The sequence below is a fragment of the Staphylococcus gallinarum genome (assembly GCF_029774255.1).
Classification (GTDB): Bacteria; Bacillota; Bacilli; order Staphylococcales; family Staphylococcaceae; genus Staphylococcus; species Staphylococcus gallinarum.
The window spans coordinates 222,235-240,410 of the sequence record NZ_CP069082.1 but is presented as its reverse complement, the minus strand read 5'-3'; the positions used below and the strand labels follow the sequence as shown (position 1 = coordinate 240,410).

The following is an 18,176-nucleotide window of genomic DNA, read 5'->3' as shown; positions in this document are numbered from 1 at the left end:
TCTGATCATTTTACTTGTTTTCTCGATAAATCTCTCTCACGTTTAATGATAAATCAACGTTAAGAAAATGTAAAATGTGTGTGTTACATTTCTTCTAACAATTTATATTAAATGCTATACAATAATTATTGGTTAATTAGTCATCGGTTACAATAATATTATCTATAAGTCGTGCTTTACTAAACTTAACCGCTAAAGAGATAAATATATCACCTGTTATGGTTTGTTGTTCAACAAGTTCCGGATAACTATAGATGGCAAATGTTTCTATTTCTCCATCAGTATGTTCATTCAAATAAGTACATGCCGCTTCTATTAATTTAGTACTATCCTTCTCACCTGCAATATAACGCTCATGTGCAAGCTTTAAACTTTGATATAAATGAGGTGCTTGTTTACGTTCCTCCTCAGTTAAATAGATGTTGCGCGAACTACGTGCAAGTCCATCTGCTTCACGAACGATTTCCACACCTACAATTTTAATAGGATGGTTAAAGTCTTTAACCATTTGTTCAATAATTGCTAATTGTTGTGCATCTTTTTTTCCAAAATATGCATAAGTTGGACGAACAATATTAAATAATTTATTAACCACTGTGACGACACCATCAAAATGGCCAGGTCTTTGTGCACCTTCTAACACTGATGCTAATCTACCTGCTCTAACTTGAATCGTCGGTTCTGAAGGATACATCTCTGCTACACTTGGATAAAAGATATAATCTACGCCAATACTTTCAGCTTTAGCACTGTCTTGTTCAATATTTCTTGGGTATGCATCAAAGTCCTCATCCGGCCCAAACTGTAAAGGATTTACAAAGATACTAATCACAGTAATATCATTTTCATCAATAGATTGTTGCATCATAGTCAAATGACCTTCATGTAACGCGCCCATCGTAGGTACAAAACCAATATTTAACCCACATTGTTGCCATGTTTGTGTAAGTTGTTGCATTTCAGCAATCGTAGTAATTAACTTCGTCATTATGATTCCTCACTCAAAATTTGCTTTTTATACGTATGTTCTGCATCAGGAAATTGTCCTGCTTTAACTTCTCTATTATATTGATTTAATGCATCTACACCGCTTGAAAAATCACCATAGCGTTTCACAAATTTCGCTTTATGCTCTACACCATAATTTAAGATATCGTGATATACCAATACCTGCCCATCTGTACCATTGCCTGCTCCAATGCCAATGACAGGGATATCTACCTTCTCAGCAATAACTTTTGCTAAATCACTTGGCACTGCTTCTAATACAATCATCACTGCACCAGCATGTTGCACTTCTAATGAATCATTAATGAGTTGTTGTGCTGCTTCCTTGGTATTTGCTTGCATCTTATATCCCATAATACCGACACTCTGCGGCGTAAGTCCCAAATGAGAAACAACTGGAATTCCAATATTGCTACAATTTTTAATAAATGTTGTTAAGTGGGCACCTTCTGCTTTGATTGCATTGGCATCCGTTTCACGATATAACTTAATTGCTGATTGAATATCTTGCGCTTCACTTATACCTACAGCTCCGAATGGTACGTCAACAATGACAAAGGTATCAGGTGCACCACGTCGCACTGCTTTCGTATGATGGATCATGTCTGCCACAGTTACTTGTACAGTACTCTCATATCCTAAGACCGTCATGCCCAGTGAATCTCCTACGAGAATCGTATCAATCTGTGCTGCTTCGGCTTGCTTAGCACTCGGATAATCATATGCAGTTACCATTGAAATTTTGTCATTATCTTGTTTCATTGCCAGTAGTTGATTTAATGTTTTCAATTACTATATCCCCCGTATTTTTGTTATATTTGTATTAATAATCACATATTAACGAAATTTTTTAGAAAAGGAAACACGAAATGACTAAGATTGCTATTATTGGACCTGGCGCAGTCGGTGGTACGATTGCACATGATTTATTACCAACATTTACGCATCTCACTTTAGTGGGTAGACAGTCACAAACCATCACTTACACAGAAAGCACTGCACCAAACACTGAGACAATAATAAACGTGACCGCTATTGATGAGTTTAAGGACCCTGTCGACATTTTATTTATTGCAGTTAAAATTCCACAACTAGATGCAGTAATACAAAAATTACCAAACTTCATTCATGAAGACACCATTATTATTCTAGCGCAAAATGGCACAGGTCAATTATCACGCATCCCACACAAACACGTATTTCAAGCAGTGGTTTATATTAGCGGGCAAAAGCGCCAACAACATATTACTCATTTTAGAGATCATCAATTGATATTACAGAATTCACCATCAACACAACAACTTCAACAGTTATTTTCAAATACGCAATTAGATATCACTTTAGTTGAAGATATTGATCAATCTATTTGGTATAAATTATTGGTTAACTTAGCGATTAATACAGTAACAGCATTAAGTCGCCAAACTGCTCAAGTGCTAAAGGTTGAAGGCATACAAACTTTATGTGAACGATTGTTACAAGAAGGCGTGAAGATAGCTCAAGCGGAAGGTGTTATATTCCACCAAGATGTTATTAGTGAAATTATGACTATCTATCAAGGTTATCCTGATCATATGGGAACTAGCATGTATTATGATATTATCGAAGGAAAGCCATTGGAAATTGCAGGCATTCAAGGCTTTCTCTATCAAGTTGCTCGTAAGCATCAACTAGCAACGCCGACACTTGATACCGTCTATCCATTATTATTAGCACAACAACAATAAGCGCCACAATTATGCGCGCACTGTGAGGTAAGACAACCCTCAGCCATACCTTTGTTTAATAAATTTTAAAAAGCACTGTATTTCCATTATTCTCTTCAGACGTTTTACTCAAAGTCTAACGTACAGAAGCGAACATCTATAGGAAACAACAGTGCTTTACTATTATTTATAATCAATAACCATAGAAATCAATGTCCTATGATTTCCTTTATTTATATACGTATGTGGTATATCCGATTTAAATCTTAATGCATCACCCTCAGTTAGAGTAAGCACTTCATTCTCAAGGTGCATCTCTAATTCCCCTTCAATAATAATGATTGATTCTTCAGACCCTGATAAATGTGGTTCAGATTCAAGCTTTGCTTGAGGATCTAATTCAACATGAAAGAATTCAAACGACTTACTTTTTTCAAATGGAAAGTAAGGAAACACTTTATATTTCCCCTCTTCTTCTGTTACTGGAATGATATCATCCTTCTTGATAAATTTATAATCCGCTTCACTTTCATTCATTAAACTACTAAATGATAATTTCAAACCGTTACTAATTTTCCATACTGTATTGATAGAAGGTATGGTATTTCCCTTTTCAATTTCATTTAAAGATGATGAACTAACACCTGTCAGTTTTGAAAGTTGTTCCAAACTAATCTTATTTTTCTTTCTATATAAATAAATATTTTTAGCTACAATTTTATGGAACTCCATAGTTAAGTCTCCTTCTTTATATTGACTTTCCAGTTTAAAGGATATAAAATCCAGTTAACAGGATTATCCTTTATTGTGGATTTATTAGCTTATATATCCATCATACAGGAAATGACAAGGAGAATACAATTATGCTTATTTCTTTTATTTTATATACAGTATTTATGAGTTATACACCAGGACCAAATAATTTACTTGCTTTAGATGGATCACTCCGTTTTGGTTTCAAAGGAACGAAACGTTTTTTATTCGGTATCGGTTTAGGATTTTTATCATTGTCTATTATATGTTTAGTGTTTAGCACCTATCTAACGCTTTATTTTAAAAATTTCGTCCTACTAATCAAAATCTTAGGTTTTATCTACTTACTTTATTTAGCTTTTTCTGTATTTAAAAGTCATGAAAAGGGAAAAGACAACCGTAGTTGTTATAGATTGCGTGATGGACTTTACCTACAATACATGAATCCTAAGACAATTGTTTATGTACTTACTGCAATTGTTAGTTATGCCACAGTACAAAGTTCTAGCTATTTTATGATGATTAGCTACACACTCATTATTGCCTTAATTGGTGTTTCTGGTGCCATTGCTTGGTCGTTGATGGGGCTTTGCTTCAAACAATTACTGACTAAGTACAACACACAATATAAGATTATTATGTCAGCTAGTTTAGTTATCTTAGCTTGTATGATGCTGTTTGAATAAGAAATCGAGGTTAGATGTCTCACTATTAAATAAATTATGCCTTCAACTTTCACTTTATTAAGTTATGTTTCCCATAATATAAACACGATTCACATTTTGAATGCACTCTAACCTCACTTTTTTATAACTATTGATACTACCACTTTTTCTACTAAAATATTTCTCCATTATCTTTTATATTACTTTTTTCAATTACACGAAATTTATTGTTTGCATTTTTATATTTAGCACGTTACACTTTAATCAATCGCGCACGATTAATTTATTTCATGGAGGTGACCTATTTGGACGACACAATGAAATTAACAAATCAACTATGTTTCTCTGTATATAATGTTAGCCGTTTATTTTCTAAGTTTTATGAACAGGTACTCTCAGATTATGGATTAACATATTCACAATATATTGTCTTAGTCTCTCTTTGGGAACAAGACAACCAAACTTTATATCGTATTGGACATGCACTAAATTTAAAGAGCAATACACTTACGCCTTTACTCAAGCGCTTAGAACAAGCTGGATGGATTGAGCGAAAGAAAATTGAATCTGATAAGCGTCAATTGCTCGTCAGCCTTACCGAAATGGGTAAAAATAAAGAACAAGAAATTTATACTGCAATTTCACAATGTGTCGCAGAACATATGGATACAAGTGAATATCAACACGCAAAGGAAATTATGGATCGTTTAGAACAGTCATTAAATCATATCGTGAAATAAATTTAGGAGGAATTTTTTATGTCAGAACAATTTAACTATGATGTTATATTTTTAGGTAGTGGACATGCAGCATGGCATGCTGCTTTAACTTTAAAGCAAGCTAACAAATCAGTAGCTATTATTGAGAAAGATAAGATTGCTGGGACATGTACAAACTATGGTTGTAATGCCAAAATTTTATTAGAAGGCCCTTACGAAATATTAGAAGCAGCTGAAAGTTATCCTAATATCATTAATCAAGAACAATTATCTGTAAACTGGGAAAATCTTATGTCCTATAAACAACAAGTTATCTCTCCACTATCAGGTACGTTAGAACATATGTTTACTCAATATGGTATTGATGTATATCACGGTGCAGGTTCACTTGTTAGCGAACATTTAATCGAAGTAAACGAACAACAACTTACTGCTGATTATATCGTTCTTGCAACAGGACAACACAGCAATAAATTGCCAATCGAAGGTACAGAACATACTTTTGATAGTCGTAATTTCTTATCATTAGAACATTTCCCTAAACACATGACTATTATAGGTGCAGGCATTATTGGAATCGAATTTGCTTCAATCGCTATTAAAAATGGTAGCGAAGTAACAATCATCCATCATACAGATGAAGCATTAACTGGATTCAACCGTAAACATGTCGATAAGTTAATAGATAAATTGGCTAATGAAGGTGTTCAATTCCATCTTGAAGATTCACCTGAAAAAGTAAGTAAAACAGATGCTGGTTATATTGTAACTACAGCTAAAGGAGAAAGTATTGAGACAGACTACGTGTTAGATTCAACTGGTCGTCGTCCAAATATTGAAGGTATCGGCTTAGAAAAATTAGGTATTGAATACAGTGCAAAAGGTATACAAGTTGATGAATATTTAAGAACAAATGTACCAAATATTTACGCGAGTGGAGATGTGTTGGATAAAGTAATTCCTAAATTAACACCAACTGCAACATTTGAATCTAATTATATCGCAGCTCATATTCTTGGTATGACTACTTCAGCAATTGCATACCCTGCTATTCCATCTGTCTTATATTCATTACCGCGATTAGCACAAATTGGTGTAACTGTTGAAGAAGCTAAACAAAACGAAGATCAATATACAATCAAAACAATTCCATTTGGCAAACAATTACTATTCGAATATAAAAATGAAACTACAGCAGAAATGGATATTGTCTTAGATTCACAAAAACACCTAGTTGGTGCTGAAATTTATGCTAATGATGCGCCTGATTTAATTAACTTGCTCACATTTATTGTCAACAAACAAATTACAGCACAAGAATTAAATCAAATGGTATTTGCTTTCCCTGGCAGTTCTAGTGGTGTGTTAGATTTATTAAAAATGAATATGATGTAATTTAGTAATTCAATTACGCAATCCATTTCATTTCCAAACCCTTTGTGGCTCTCAGTTGTATATCGTGTTACCAATCTGTTTGAGCGCAAAGTATTCTATTTTAACTTCGTTTCTAAGATATTGTATTTATCTTGCTATAATATTGTTCATAGTAAGACATTATAGAAAAAAGCACACATCCATCGATAGACGCTACATACTAATTAATTTGTTAGTATGTAATGTACTTCATGTATGTGTGCTTTCTTTAATTAATTTTTACTATTTATATGTGTGGTGCTAGTAAAAGATGAAAATTATTGGAAGAATCCTGAAATAGTTTTAACTTCTAAGAACTCCTCAATTCCGTAGTCTCCCCATTCTCTACCAATACCAGATTGTTTATATCCACCGAATGGCATATCTGCACTTCTTGGATATTCATTTATTTCAATAACACCCGCTTCAAACGCAGTTGCTACTTTTTGTAAAGTATCCATGTCAGAACCATATACATAGGCAGCTAAACCATATTTCGTATCATTCGCAATTTTAATTGCTTCATCAATGTCATTATAAGTAATAATAGACATGACTGGTCCAAAGATTTCTTCTTGAGCAATTGTCATACTGTTATCTACATTAGAGAAAATCGTTGGTTGTACAAAATAACCTGTTTCTAATGCTTCCGGCTTGCCTAATCCACCTAATTCTAATGTTGCGCCTTCTTCAATACCAATTTCAATAAATTTTTGAATTTGATTGTATTGTTTTTCATTGATAACAGGTCCCATTTCGATACTAGCATCCTGTGGATCGCCAACACGAATGGCAGCCATTTTTTCTTTTACCTTTGCAATAAAATCATCTTTGATTGATTCTGGAACGATTGTTCTTGAACCAGCAATACAAACTTGTCCAGAATTATCTACAACCTTATGCACTGCAGCGTCTGCCGCTTTATCCAGATCTGCATCTGCTAAAATAACGTAAGGTGATTTACCACCTAATTCTAGTGAAACTTTTTTAAAGTCTTTGCTCGCTTTTTCCATTATTTTACTACCAGTATTACCAGAACCTGTGAAAGATACCATTCTAATTTTTTCATTTTCAGAAATTGGATTACCTACACCCATACCGTCACCATTAACTAAATTAAACACACCTGCCGGCACGCCTACTTTATCGAAGATTTCAGCTAAGATAATTGCAGCAAATGGTGTTTCTTCAGATGGTTTTAAAACAACTGTACTACCAGCAGCAAATGCACCAGCAAGTTTCAATGCTGTTTGATTCGTTGGGAAATTCCAAGGTGTGATTAAACCAGAAACACCAATAGCCTCTTTAATGACTACATTATTTCCTCTACGTTCTCTAAAGTTAAGATGATCTAATGCGTCTCTCGCAGCTTTAAAATGAGATAATCCCATTTCGTAATGTACATTTTCTGAAGCAGTTACTGGTGTACCTAATTCTAAAGTCATCGCTTTAACTAAATCCTCTTTACGATTTTCATATTCTTTAACGATGTCGTTTAATAAATTTTTACGGTATTCAACAGTAGTATTTCTAAATTCTAAGTATACGCTGTCTGCTGCATTAACTGCATCTTCAACATCTTGCGCATTCCCTTTCGCAATCTTTCCAAATGCTTCTTCCGTTGCTGGATTGATTACATCTATTGTTTCGTTACTATGACTTTCAACCCATTGCCCATTAATATATTGTTTAGTTTGTTCGAACATATTACCGCTCCTCATGTATCTTTTTTACGCTTAACTCTTTACTTAACAAGCTAATAAAAATTAAGACCAAACGAATATTACGCTCATGTGTAATACATTTCAAATAATCGGCTTACCAAATCGTTAATAAAATGTATCGTCCTTTAATATGTCACAAATGCTTATTTCCTGGGTAATTATTTTACACAATTTAGGGTATTAGGAATGATAAATCGTTAATATTGTGATAGTTCATTTCGCAAAAACAAATAAGGATAGGTGATCAGCACATGCCACTAATAAAAATCGATATGTTAAAAGGAAGAACTAAAGACGAAATTAAATCCATTTTAGATATTTCGTATCGCGTAATGTTGGAAGCTTTCGAAGCTCCTGAAGGCGACAGATATCAAATTGTTAATCAACATGAAGACTATGAAATGCAAATTCTAGACACTGGTTTAGGTGTTGAACGTTCTGATCAAGTCCTTGTCTTTACACTTGTGACACGTCCACGTACAGAAACACAAAAGACCAACTTTTATCACAATCTAGTCTCTGCGTTAAACACACAATTAGGTATTCGCACAGAAGATATCATGATTAGCTTAGTGGAAAATACGGATTCAGACTGGAGTTTCTTTAATGGTAAAGCTCAATTCTTAACAGGCGATTTATAATTATCATCATGCTACATCGCACTTTAAATGATGCGAATCAGAAATCGCCAGTAAAATAATGCGCCTCACTTTAACTCATTCAATCGATATCATGAGCAACAATCCGTTTACTCCAAATCAAAAAACAGCAGTGTTAGCCTTTAACTTTGGCCTTCGCTGCTGTTTTTTTGATTGTTTTATAACAAAGGTAGGACGCTTTTGGTTCTCTACACAAATCGTACTATCCATGGCTTTAATTCATTTATCGCTTTAATAATTGCTGATTGAAATAATGTTTATTTACTTCATTAGCATGTTCTTTTTGAGTTGTTAAGTGTTTGGCGAATGTTGCCTTATCTTGCGTAATCTTCAACAATGTAGGAATAAACTCACTACCTACGCTTTGTTTACTAAATAAATTGGCTTTAGCAGTCAACACTTGATTATGAGCGATATCATTATAACCCATGATTAACAATTCATATTCAAAAGCTTTATTTAGTGCACCCATAATTTCTTTACCTTCATTAATATCTAAATATAAATCACAACTTTGATACAAACGTTCAATTGTTTCAGCATCAACAGTTGGATAAAGTTTAACATTGGCATAGCTACTTAAATTCATTAACTTTGTAGACATTTCGGTAATTGCTGCAATGTGAAATGTAATATCTGGACATTTTTCTAAAAACAGCTCAATATTCATCAATTGATCTGAATTCGTCATAATAAGTGCTTCCTTCGTATGTCTGTTCTTTTTCTTATATTTATACAGATAACCTGAAGGGATAATTTGTTTACGCTTAGTGTCAGCAAGTTGATTCGTAATCGTTTGATATTCATCTTGCTCAGGAATATGAATCATTATATTACGTTGTAGTTCATGATTTAATATCAGTTGCATATTACCTGGTATATTGCCGTGACTTTCTTCTTGCCAGAATAAAATATCATTTCCTGGTGTAGACAAATTATAAAGGACTGCAAACGATGTCGCTAGTGAATTAATAACAAAGCTTTGTGTTTCTAAATTTAAGGTCTGTAAATAAAACATAATAAATGCTACTTCTGAATCAAAGAAGTGCGATTTTCCTTTCCAATCTAAAACAATGTCCTTCGTTACGTAATTTTCATAGATGACATCCTTACCTGCTCGATCCATGTATTTTTTAAATATTGCTACGCCTCTTTTATCATAGGCTGTTTGCGCAAATTTAAGGCCATGTTTGGTATAGTGGTCTACAAATCGAATTTGACCATCTTCATCCAACCATTCTACACGGTTGACGATTCTCGCTTGATAATTAGGTTGGTAAAGTATGCGCCCTCTCACCTTCCCCATATCTTTAATCTCTGCATTGTCATTGGTGCCCTCAATAACCCAATAGGGAGGTACATTGATTTCATTAAAAAACTTGGGCTTATCTGCTGCAGTAATGTTATTGTTAGCAAAGTATTGATATGGTGATGTCATTTGATCAGGTAAAAAACCACTATCATTTAATACTATAGTCTGATTATCATGTCCAGCTAACTGTAGTGTTTCATATAATCTCTCTGTTTTCAGGTCAAAATGTTCAAATAAATTAATCATGGAGCACCTCTTCCAATAGATTATTCCATTGTTGTTCTATATGTTTTGTCTTGAATGGTTTGGCGATTTTATATGATTCTTCGTGTGCTTTACGCAAATCTTTGTTGAAATAAAACACCATGTGGTCTGCCAGACGTGAAACAATCGTATCTATACTATCTTCATTTAATGCAATAGGAATCAAATAACCATTCTTTTTGTCATTGATAAAGGTAGGATTACCATAATTTACATCAAATCCTAACATTCCTAAACCAGAGCCAACAGCTTCCATCAATGTCAATCCAAATCCTTCACTCGTTGAGGCAGACACAAATAAATCATATTGTTTATATATATCATCTAAGTTCACATGACCACGTAAACGGATATAATCCTCTGCTTTAGATGTTTCAATAATTTGTTGTATATTTCCTTTTTCTCCACCTTCACCATAAATATCAAATATTAAGTCAGGAATTTCTTGTTTCGCCTTAATCGCAGCACGTACAATCCAATCAACATGCTTCTCACTAGCTAGTCTAGATGCAGTAATCATCGTATAAGGTTTACGTTTCCTTTTCGGTCTCTTTAATGTGTCCAAACTACCTACAGGAATCGTTCTAACTCTCGGTACATAACTTGTATATTTTTTAAATTGTTGTGTTAACAAGTCATTTTGAATATCTGTAGCAGTTATAAAGAAATCTATATTTCGTGCATTTGAAAATTGATATTCATAATAATTATTCCATAGAATGTGTGTATCATTCATTATACTTTTACTAAAGTGTTCTGCATGAACTACGACACCAACTTTACTATCTCCTTTATTTTGCAAGACAGATTGACCAATTTGAGTCGCTCTATCCAAGATAACGATATCGTTACTTGTTAGTTGTAGTTTTTGAATAAAATAAGCAACAAATTGTTCCTTACTATATAAAATTGCATCATTAAATACATAGACACTTGAGTCACCATCGATGTACTCACGATATGCTACGCTGCCATTTTCATTATAAAATTGACGCATATACAGCTTAGCTTTATTGTCAAAAGGCGCATAGTACTCGGAGAATGTACGCACATAACTATAAAAGTCTTTACGAATGAGCATACCATTGACAACGAATTCAGCGCGATCAACAATGTCGCTATCCTTATCTTTCAAATAACAAGTCACAAAGGTTTGTTTGTTATTTAATATTAATCGCTTAACCTTCCCTGTTGTTTCAATATGCGTGACATCGTTATCTAAATGGCGCTGAATATCATCTATCGTATACGTCGTCGGTGCTATTTTAATATCTGAAAAATATTGGTATAACCAAATAATTTCACTATCTAAAAACCCCATATTATGTGTTAATGTTTGAATATTCTCAGATTGAATAAAATCTAAAAATACAAATTTCATCTGATGCTTAGAATTTCTGAGCAATTTAGCACGATAAGCTTGTGCATATTCGACACCGCTACTCGCCCAACCAATTCCAAAGTTTATATTATAAATTGTCATTTCACTACACCTCATAATTATGGAAAATGTATGACCAAATCGCCATCTTCATCATAAGTGATAATACTTTGACAAAGATTTTTAATTATATTTCCCTTTATTTTATAATTCATTTGCTCAAACGATTCTAATGCAACTTTATGATATTCGAAAATGGCATTACGTTGGCCATTTTGTCTATTATTTACGCTTGCTTTAAGTTGTTGTAAATTATCTACTTGGTTAATCCAAGCACTATCTATCGCTTTTAAAATTGACTTCTGTACAAATCTAATGTAGAAATAATCATTTTTTAATTGGACTTTATTCTCTGCTAACTGGTTTTGAAATTCTGTTAATAAAAAATCGATTACGTTATCGTGTTGCTTTAAGTTTAATTGTGATGTATCACCTTCAAATTTAAAGCTAATATTGCTATAAATATACTCTGCTAGTTGTTCTTGTGTTAAATTATCTTGCCGCTTCGATACGTCATGTCGAAAAACATCCTTTGCTAGTTGCTCAAGATTAAAGTCCTCTACGCGTTGCATGTTCAGCACTTTATCACGTTCTTGATAAATCAAATCCCTTTGAACACTAATACTCTTTTCATATTCATTCGACATTTCACGCATCGTCATACCTTGCTCTTCAGATACACGTTGCGCCTTCGTTACGATTCTTTGTACTCTATGTTGAAACACACGACTATCAGATAAGCGTGATGTGTCCATAGATTGTAACCGTTTATTATCACTTAATTTATCTTCTCCCCAGCGTTGTACTAAATAATCATCGAGTGAAATATAAATTTGCGAAGTCCCTGGATCACCCTGACGTCCAGAACGTCCACGTAATTGTTTATCGACTCTGCTATTTTCCATATGTTCACTTATAATTACTGCCAAACCACCCAATTCGTGTACACCATTCGCAAGTTTAATATCAGTACCGCGACCTGCCATACTAGTAGCAACCGTTACAGCTGATAATTGCCCTGCTTCTGCAATCATTTGCGCTTCTTTCGCAACATTTTGCGCAATCAGTAAGTTATTCGGAATGTTCATTTGGAATAATTCTGTTGAAAATTGCTCCGCCACTTCTGCTGTGCGTGTAATCAATAATACAGGCCGCTTTGTTTCATGTATGGCAACCACATCCTCTAGAATAGCTCGGTTCTTCTCCTCTGCATTCAAAAATACTTTATCACCGTAATCTTTCCTTTGAATTGGTTTATCCGTAGGAATTTGAATCACGACCTTTGAATACAAATCAAAAAATTCTGATTCACCTAATTTTCCTGTTGCAGTCATACCTGAAAAACGTTCAAATTGCTTAAATAAATTTTGGAAAGTGATCGTAGCCATAACACTCAAATCATCTGAAATTTCCACATCTTCTTTAGCTTCTATCGCTTGATGAAGGCCAGATTGTAATTTCGTCCCCGGTAGCATACGTCCTGTAATACGGTCGATTAGGACGATTTCTCCATTTTGAATAAAGTAATCCAGATTACTATCAAATAGGAATTTAGCTCGTAAAGCTAAGTTAATATTGCGCACCAAATCGAAGTAACCTTCCTCATAAATATTCTCAACATCGAAATAATGATTCGCAGCTTGTATACCTTGCTCTGTTAACCAAATTTCCTTTTGAGATTTATTTATTTCTATATGTTCATCTTCCTCTAATGTTTCAACAAATGTCTTTACAATATGAAACAAATTAGATTGCACACGTGGTGCACCCGAAATGACAAGAGGTGTTTGCGCAGCGTCTAAGATAATAGAATCGACTTCATCAATAATTGCATAATTTAATTCTGGTAAAAACTTTCCACCCAAACTATCAGCTAAATTATCAATCAAATAGTCAAAGCCAATTCTGCCATTTGTGGTATATACAATATCGTGTTGGAACAACTGTTTCTTTTCATCTCTTTGATACTCATAATCAGGTATATCAACAAAGCCAAGAGACGCCGTTAAGCCTAACCATTCATACAATGGTTTCATTTCTAGATAGTCCCTTTTAGCTAAGTAATCATTAGTCGTAATTAAATATGCACCCTTTTTAGTCAGTGCATTTAAATACAGTGGCATCGTTGCCGTGAGCGTCTTTCCTTCACCAGTTTGCATTTCAGCGATATCACCTTCATGTAATGTTATCGCACCTAAGACTTGGACATCTTTAGGATACATACCTAAGACACGCCAACTTGCTTCACGAACAACTGCGTACGCTTCTGGTAATAAATCATCTAACGTAGCTTGATGATTTGCTAATTGTTGCTGAAACGTTTTTGTTTTGTCCTGTAATTGTTCATCCGAATATGATTTCATCATTTCACTATAGTTATTAATTTTACGTAAGGTTTTCTGCAAACGATTTAAGCGCATTTGGTTAATTGTTGAATTAATTTTCTGTTTCATTGGACCCTCCATAATTCACACGCACTACATCGAGATATTTTAAGTAGCGCGAAGGATTTAGCACAGTGAAAATAGCTTGATCAGCCACATCATACGTTTCACTTTTAGGATCAAAGTATATTTCAGTAGGTCCTGTTGCAGATGTTATTTCTTCATTTATTATCTCGCTAATTTGTTGATCAAATCGCTTATCCTTGTCTGCTGTTATAAATGATGGTACTTGTAGCAAATTACTTAAATGTGACACAAATACATTTCCTTTTTCACCATAACTGATTAAATGCACTTCAGAATCTTCACCAAGTCTCTCGATATAGCCTTTGATTTCATTCCAATTATCCGTGACAGCTTCAGACCAATATTCAACAGTGATTACATTCTTTAAATGTGACACTGCAGATTGCGACAATGGATAGTCCAACCATTGAGAAGGCTCTACAAAGACCACATTACGTACAGCTTCATTCGTATCAACATTCGTTACACCACTTATTGTTAAATTACGTTGCTTTGAATCGATTAATCGTTGCTCAGTGATAGTAAACTTTTCGAATCGAATGATTTGTGCAGCCGCATTAATCATTTGAACCTTATACGTATGTGCCGTTTCAGGATAATTGACATGAACCTCTTTGTCTTTAATAATCTGCGAAGAGAGTACCGTGTCGTCTTTGCTATAGAATATGATCTTAAAGTACAGCGCACCCTGTGGCTCAACTTCATAATTAAATTGGAATGTATAATCAGAACCCCTTTTCAAAATAGGTAAAGTCGGCAATTCTTTATCCAAAGCATAATTTGTCTTCATAACCCAATCTTGAATAATAATACCTGAAGGCATTAAAGGATTCTCAAATACTGTAACACCGTCTTTAAATGCTAGCTTCGAACCATACATGAATGTTGAAGGATTAACTTGCTTCCAAAACACTTCAAAATAATTATTTTCCTTCATGTTTAACTCTCCCAAATTTAGTTTCCAGTAAAATATGATAAAAGTTTATAAACCAATTGGTAATTGTCGGCGAATCATCATTATGTCTACCAGGAACCCCTCTACTAATCACTCTTGCATGCTGCCTACTCAACAACGGAAACAACTCTGCATAGGCGTGTGCATCATAATCATCATGTTGCATATAAGCAATTGCAAATGTGGTGTTTGCTATATTACTTTGAGACATGACATTCCAAAATTTATTATTTAGACGATCAATATCTTGTGGTGTTACATCTTGTTCATGAGTCATTAATACATCTAAAGCAGTCCCGAAGTCTTCCGGTCTTAATAAGCGCATATTATCAGCAATTGTTCCTATATTCACTAAGGGTTTCCCAATAATAATACCTGAAGGATTCAACTGAGCACCGTAATACAGCGCACCGAACGAACCCATAGACAAACCAGATAGGATGAGTTCATCACTTTCAAATCCAAGGTAGGACAACTTATCTTGAATCACATCTTTAATAGCTGTTTCATACGAATCAGAACCAATATAGAACGAGCCACCTTCCACCCGTGGATCACTAATCAGAATAAATGGCGCATTTAATTTATTCATCATAAAATACGCTTCAAAGCCTTCAAGTGAACGATAACCACTAAAGTAAACGTTCAATGGTGGTTTCAAATCACCTGGATTAAAGTAATAGAAGAACTCTTCTCTATTGTTATCAACATATCTTTGACCGCCAAACAAGAATTCCCCCATATCATATCGTGACCAGCGCTTATGAATCGCACCAATCTTAACCTGTCCTTCACCACGTAGCTTCAAACTCACACTTGCATATACATCATACGGTCTACTCTCGATAATAATAGGCTCATCAAGCTGTGTTTGATCTAATTTAATTTCGTCAATAATTGTATCTACTGTACCACTTTGAATAATACGTAATGTAAACTCTAACTCTACACCTTCACTGACTACAAATTCAGGCCATATTTGTGTAGCCTTATGCTTATCACATACAATGTTATTCTTCCAAGATACAACTTGCTTTAACTCGGCTCCGAAATCACCAGACAATACGAGATACTTGTTCCCCATAAATCCAACGTCGCCATCAAATGTTTGACTGACAATACAATGTTTCGGATACAATTTATCCCCATATTGCCCTGAAAATGTAACTGCTTTTAACTTTTCATGTAAATCTGCTTCACTTTGATAACTTAACGGACGTGCTAATAACTCACTAATCGTATTGTCTTGCTCATACTGTGTATCCCAATAGGTATCATCTATATAAGTGTTATAAGGTGTACCAACCAATGCCAACATTTCTATTAATTGCTCACTGTACCTCGCTTGCACAAAGACAAAGTCAAATTGTCCATGCTCATCAATAATATTTCGTACAGCATCCAAATAGTTCTCTTCATACTGCATTATAGCTGGATCAAAGTAATCCCATTCCACTTTCTTATTACTATCAAATAGCGTCTCTAAATCATTACCACCTATTTGCAATGCCTTAAATTTACGCTTCACTTACTTCACCTTCAATCCATCGATTCAATCGTCCGACTATTTCCTTAGAGGCAAACGTTTCTACTAACTTAATTGCATATGCGAAAGAATAGTTCCAATTCTTTAAGTGATTTAAAAAGTATTGCAATGCTTCGACAAGTTGATCAACACGTTCAATAACGCGCCCATTAATTTCATCGACGACATAATCTGTTTTTCTCAAATTAATTTGCGGAATACCCGCACTAATACAACTAATTTGTAAAAATAAATCTGGCTCGCGGTTTAAATCAATGACTACTCTTAAATTCATCAATGCCGCTCTTAAATCCTGTTCAAAAGGCACATGCTTAATTTCAATCACTTCGACATATTCTTCTTCCTCAGCCAATAACAAATTAATGCCATCTTCATCCTCATTAATCGTGTTATATTTATCGTTTACTGCTTGGACTTGCTCTGTCAGCCATTGTGGCAATAATTTCTTGTCTTGTTCCGTCAATAATATGACCCTTGTATTTTCAACTCGCTCCATATACGAAATCACCTGCTGCAAACTTTGTTGTAAAGTATCATGAGCGATACCATCAATCCACAAACCAATATACGTTTCATAATATTGACTACTTTTGTTTGGCAACACCTGTGCATCAAATGGTGTAATACGCATAATTTCAACGTCTAATTGTTGTTCAATTTTATATTGTTGTAATGTTTCCTCATTATCCAACATATCAACTAACCAATATTGGCTATTACTTATAGATTGAAGTAATGAAGATGTTAATTCACTATTTCGTTGCTTGAAGATTGAATAACACAATTGATAGTCGCTTAATATTTCACTTAAAAAATAATTATGTCGCTCATCCGCAGCAATAATAATTGGGTAGTCTACACTGACCTCTTGTTTCATATATAATGCAACACGTTCTTGTAATAAATCCTCCATACTATTGTATACAGTTTGATTAAAACGATGTTGATACTGTTCACTTACATGTACCGTGCCATCAACTAATTCTGATGTAAGAATACAATCTCCATCAATCGTCATATACTTCTGTCTAAACGGCACGCCCTGACCATCAAAATATAATATAGAAGATAAATATCCTCGGTCATCAAAGATAGAACGTTGCACCCTTTGACCATGTTCAAATGCTTCTATCCAAACCATATAACCATCTTGGTTAAAGTAAACATTAGAATACGTCGTTGCTCCTGTAACACAACGAACAAGATACGGTGTATAAACAAACTCTGTACCTTCAGGCCAATTCAAAGATTTGAAATCAAGCGGAAATGGTGTCCGTGACTCAAAACCCTGAATATCATCAAATAAAGACCAATAACGTGCTTCAAACAAATCAAATCTATGCAAAAATGTACGCAAATCTGGTGAATAGTTGAGTATCAACATCTCAAATGTTTCGTCATTTTTGACATGCATATTCATTAAACTAATCATGTCATCAAATTCTTTGACTAAACTTTTACTATAATAAGGTGTCGTTTTATCTTCCCACCAACTACCTTGGTTATACCAAGCTGGAACAAAATATTTCATCATAAACTC

14 protein-coding genes and 1 pseudogene are annotated in these 18,176 nt (G+C 34.2%); 5 read left to right on the top strand and 10 right to left on the bottom strand.

The genetic code is table 11. From position 1 onward, the window contains the following. Positions 1-136: 136 nt before the first annotated feature. On the bottom strand, positions 137-988 hold the full coding sequence (gene panC, locus JN168_RS01020) for a pantoate--beta-alanine ligase (protein ID WP_042740518.1): 852 nt from the start codon (positions 986-988) through the stop codon (positions 137-139). Further along, positions 960-1,797 (bottom strand): annotated as a pseudogene (gene panB / locus JN168_RS01015) (3-methyl-2-oxobutanoate hydroxymethyltransferase). The gene panC and the pseudogene panB overlap by 29 nt, the downstream one beginning before the upstream one ends. 80 nt (positions 1,798-1,877) lie before the next feature. Here panB and JN168_RS01010 point away from each other — a divergent pair. After that, a complete protein-coding gene (locus JN168_RS01010; RefSeq protein ID WP_232162069.1) occupies positions 1,878-2,735 on the top strand; it encodes an oxidoreductase in 858 nt (285 codons plus the stop codon). Between the two features lie 162 nt (positions 2,736-2,897). Here the strand turns inward: JN168_RS01010 and JN168_RS01005 are convergent, their stop codons facing one another. Then, positions 2,898-3,446, bottom strand: coding sequence for a helix-turn-helix domain-containing protein (locus JN168_RS01005; protein WP_042740521.1), 549 nt, complete (start codon positions 3,444-3,446; stop codon positions 2,898-2,900). A 131-nt stretch (positions 3,447-3,577) separates the two neighbouring features. Here JN168_RS01005 and JN168_RS01000 point away from each other — a divergent pair, with 131 nt between their 5' ends. The 3 genes from JN168_RS01000 to JN168_RS00990 all read left to right on the top strand — a co-directional run bounded on the left by JN168_RS01000 (position 3,578) and on the right by JN168_RS00990 (position 6,246). Then, complete coding sequence (locus JN168_RS01000) at positions 3,578-4,153, top strand: LysE family transporter (protein WP_042740522.1); 576 nt, start codon at positions 3,578-3,580, stop codon at positions 4,151-4,153. Between the two features lie 269 nt (positions 4,154-4,422). Further along, positions 4,423-4,872 (top strand): MarR family winged helix-turn-helix transcriptional regulator, encoded by a 450-nt coding sequence (locus JN168_RS00995; protein ID WP_042740523.1) that lies wholly within the window; start codon positions 4,423-4,425, stop codon positions 4,870-4,872. Between the two features lie 18 nt (positions 4,873-4,890). Further along, positions 4,891-6,246 (top strand): dihydrolipoyl dehydrogenase family protein, encoded by a 1,356-nt coding sequence (locus JN168_RS00990; RefSeq protein WP_042740524.1) that lies wholly within the window; start codon positions 4,891-4,893, stop codon positions 6,244-6,246. Positions 6,247-6,542: 296 nt separating this feature from the next. Here the strand turns inward: JN168_RS00990 and JN168_RS00985 are convergent, their stop codons facing one another. After that, entirely contained in the window at positions 6,543-7,970 is a 1,428-nt protein-coding gene (locus JN168_RS00985; protein WP_107512373.1) for an aldehyde dehydrogenase family protein, read from the bottom strand. 269 nt (positions 7,971-8,239) lie between these two features. On the opposite strand from JN168_RS00985, the gene JN168_RS00980 reads away from it, so the two are divergent. Continuing rightward, positions 8,240-8,629, top strand: a complete 390-nt coding sequence (locus JN168_RS00980; protein ID WP_042740526.1) for a tautomerase family protein — start codon at positions 8,240-8,242, stop codon at positions 8,627-8,629. Between the two features lie 241 nt (positions 8,630-8,870). On the opposite strand, the gene gtfB is transcribed toward JN168_RS00980, so the two are convergent. Genes gtfB through asp1 form a run of 6 tightly spaced genes read right to left on the bottom strand, consistent with a single transcriptional unit; the run spans position 8,871 to position 18,167 of the window. Next, positions 8,871-10,205: an accessory Sec system glycosylation chaperone GtfB gene (gene gtfB / locus JN168_RS00975; RefSeq protein WP_279526082.1), complete on the bottom strand. Its 1,335-nt coding sequence runs from the start codon at positions 10,203-10,205 to the stop codon at positions 8,871-8,873. Then, positions 10,198-11,706: an accessory Sec system glycosyltransferase GtfA gene (gene gtfA, locus JN168_RS00970; protein ID WP_279526081.1), complete on the bottom strand. Its 1,509-nt coding sequence runs from the start codon at positions 11,704-11,706 to the stop codon at positions 10,198-10,200. The genes gtfB and gtfA overlap by 8 nt, the downstream gene beginning before the upstream one ends. Positions 11,707-11,723: 17 nt before the next feature. After that, positions 11,724-14,117, bottom strand: coding sequence for an accessory Sec system translocase SecA2 (gene secA2 / locus JN168_RS00965; RefSeq protein WP_229366921.1), 2,394 nt, complete (start codon positions 14,115-14,117; stop codon positions 11,724-11,726). Continuing rightward, positions 14,101-15,072, bottom strand: a complete 972-nt coding sequence (gene asp3, locus JN168_RS00960; RefSeq protein WP_279526080.1) for an accessory Sec system protein Asp3 — start codon at positions 15,070-15,072, stop codon at positions 14,101-14,103. Before asp3 ends, secA2 begins: the two co-directional genes overlap by 17 nt. Continuing rightward, a complete protein-coding gene (gene asp2, locus JN168_RS00955; protein ID WP_279526079.1) occupies positions 15,059-16,618 on the bottom strand; it encodes an accessory Sec system protein Asp2 in 1,560 nt (519 codons plus the stop codon). Before asp2 ends, asp3 begins: the two co-directional genes overlap by 14 nt. Next, the gene (gene asp1, locus JN168_RS00950) at positions 16,608-18,167 is read right to left on the bottom strand and encodes an accessory Sec system protein Asp1 (RefSeq protein WP_279526078.1); all 1,560 of its coding nucleotides are present in this window, start codon (positions 18,165-18,167) and stop codon (positions 16,608-16,610) included. The genes asp2 and asp1 overlap by 11 nt, the downstream gene beginning before the upstream one ends. Positions 18,168-18,176 lie beyond the last annotated feature (9 nt).

Excerpts from the sequence above, each read along its gene's own strand:
- gtfA (WP_279526081.1), bottom strand. The coding sequence starts at position 11,706 with ATGACAATTTATAATATAAACTTTGGAATTGGTTGGGCGAGTAGCGGT.
- secA2 (WP_229366921.1), bottom strand. The coding sequence starts at position 14,117 with ATGAAACAGAAAATTAATTCAACAATTAACCAAATGCGCTTAAATCGT.
- panC (WP_042740518.1), bottom strand. The coding sequence starts at position 988 with ATGACGAAGTTAATTACTACGATTGCTGAAATGCAACAACTTACACAA.
- JN168_RS01010 (WP_232162069.1), top strand. The coding sequence starts at position 1,878 with ATGACTAAGATTGCTATTATTGGACCTGGCGCAGTCGGTGGTACGATT.
- JN168_RS01005 (WP_042740521.1), bottom strand. The coding sequence starts at position 3,446 with ATGGAGTTCCATAAAATTGTAGCTAAAAATATTTATTTATATAGAAAG.
- JN168_RS00980 (WP_042740526.1), top strand. The coding sequence starts at position 8,240 with ATGCCACTAATAAAAATCGATATGTTAAAAGGAAGAACTAAAGACGAA.
- asp1 (WP_279526078.1), bottom strand. The coding sequence starts at position 18,167 with ATGAAATATTTTGTTCCAGCTTGGTATAACCAAGGTAGTTGGTGGGAA.
- asp3 (WP_279526080.1), bottom strand. The coding sequence starts at position 15,072 with ATGAAGGAAAATAATTATTTTGAAGTGTTTTGGAAGCAAGTTAATCCT.
- JN168_RS00995 (WP_042740523.1), top strand. The coding sequence starts at position 4,423 with ATGGAGGTGACCTATTTGGACGACACAATGAAATTAACAAATCAACTA.
- JN168_RS01000 (WP_042740522.1), top strand. The coding sequence starts at position 3,578 with ATGCTTATTTCTTTTATTTTATATACAGTATTTATGAGTTATACACCA.
- JN168_RS00985 (WP_107512373.1), bottom strand. The coding sequence starts at position 7,970 with ATGTTCGAACAAACTAAACAATATATTAATGGGCAATGGGTTGAAAGT.
- JN168_RS00990 (WP_042740524.1), top strand. The coding sequence starts at position 4,891 with ATGTCAGAACAATTTAACTATGATGTTATATTTTTAGGTAGTGGACAT.
- gtfB (WP_279526082.1), bottom strand. The coding sequence starts at position 10,205 with ATGATTAATTTATTTGAACATTTTGACCTGAAAACAGAGAGATTATAT.